2 protein-coding genes are annotated in these 1,101 nt (G+C 65.4%); both read left to right on the top strand.

All coding sequences use genetic code 11. From position 1 onward, the window contains the following. A partial coding sequence (locus EOL86_15460; GenBank protein ID NCD26967.1) for a hypothetical protein occupies positions 1 to 229 on the top strand: 229 nt, incomplete at its 5' end. Beyond that, on the top strand, positions 226 to 600 hold the full coding sequence (locus EOL86_15455) for a hypothetical protein (GenBank protein ID NCD26966.1): 375 nt from the start codon (positions 226 to 228) through the stop codon (positions 598 to 600). The genes EOL86_15460 and EOL86_15455, both read left to right, overlap by 4 nt. The last annotated feature ends 501 nt before the right edge of the window (positions 601 to 1,101 follow it).

Genomic DNA, 1,101 nt, shown 5'->3' with positions numbered 1-1,101 from the left:
CGATCCCGCCGCGGTTGAGATGTTCTTCCTGCCCGAGTTCACCGCCTACGCCCTCCACGTCTGCGGCTCATGCCCCGTCGCGGAGGAGTGCGGCACGGAAGCCCTTGAACGGGAGCGCGGACTGGCGAGCTGGGAGCGCTTCGGCATCTTCGGCGGACTGCGACCGCGCCAGCGATGGCACCTCGACCAAGCCGCTCACGAGGACGACGACACGGGAGGCGCAGCATGACCCGCAACCGCGCATCAGCCAAGAAGGCCGGCACCGCGTTCGAGACGCTTGTTGTCGGATACCTCCGAAACGTCCTCCATGACGAGCGCATCGAGCGGCGTGCCAAGAGCGGGGCGAAGGATCGCGGCGACGTGTCCGGGCTGATCCACATGGGCGGGCGCATCGTCGTGGAGTGCAAGAACACCACCCGCACCAACCTCGCCGGCTGGGCCACGGAAGCAGAAGTGGAGCGTGGGAACGACGACGCAGTGGCGGGCATCGTCGTCCACAAGCGGCACGGGAAGGGTCAGGCACGGGATCAGTGGGTGACGATGACGCTCGCTGACCTTGTGAGCATCCTGACCGGAGCGCGGGAAGGAGTGCCGTTCTAGTGGACACCGCACAACATCGCACCGTGAACTTGTCAGGCCCAAGGGGTAGACTTGGAGTGTCGCCACAAAGCGACGGCCCCCGGCTGGTAACCGAGGGCCTGACTCCATCCGACTCGACCGGAAAGGAGCTACCCCCATGGTAGCGAACTATCACCACCTGCGGACCATCTTCCGCCTCGCCAAGCTCATCGATGAGCGCATCACGCAGGATGACACTCTATTGTCCCTGCTCGAAAGCGCATACAGCACCGGCAACGTGGACACACTCTCGACCGCCGCACTCGCCATCCTCCACGAAGCAGAGGCGTGCTGATGCCACGCGACCACGCCCGCATCAACCTCGCCATCTGGAATGACCCCGACTGGCGCCGGTTGCCACCCCTCGCACAACACCTCTACCTAACACTGTGGACACACCCGGACCTGTCCTATGCCGGAGTGGTGGACTGGCGGCCGGGACGGATCGCGGCACTCGCCGGAGGTTGGACCGCTGACGACGTG

It is taken from the genome of Deltaproteobacteria bacterium (genome assembly GCA_009930495.1).
Lineage (GTDB): Bacteria > Desulfobacterota > Desulfovibrionia > Desulfovibrionales > Desulfomicrobiaceae > Desulfomicrobium.
Note: the sequence above shows the minus strand (reverse complement) of the source record. Positions and strands in the feature narration are given on the sequence as shown.

Coding starts and splice junctions, on each gene's coding strand:
- EOL86_15455 (NCD26966.1), top strand. CDS start 226: ATGACCCGCAACCGCGCATCAGCCAAGAAGGCCGGCACCGCGTTCGAG.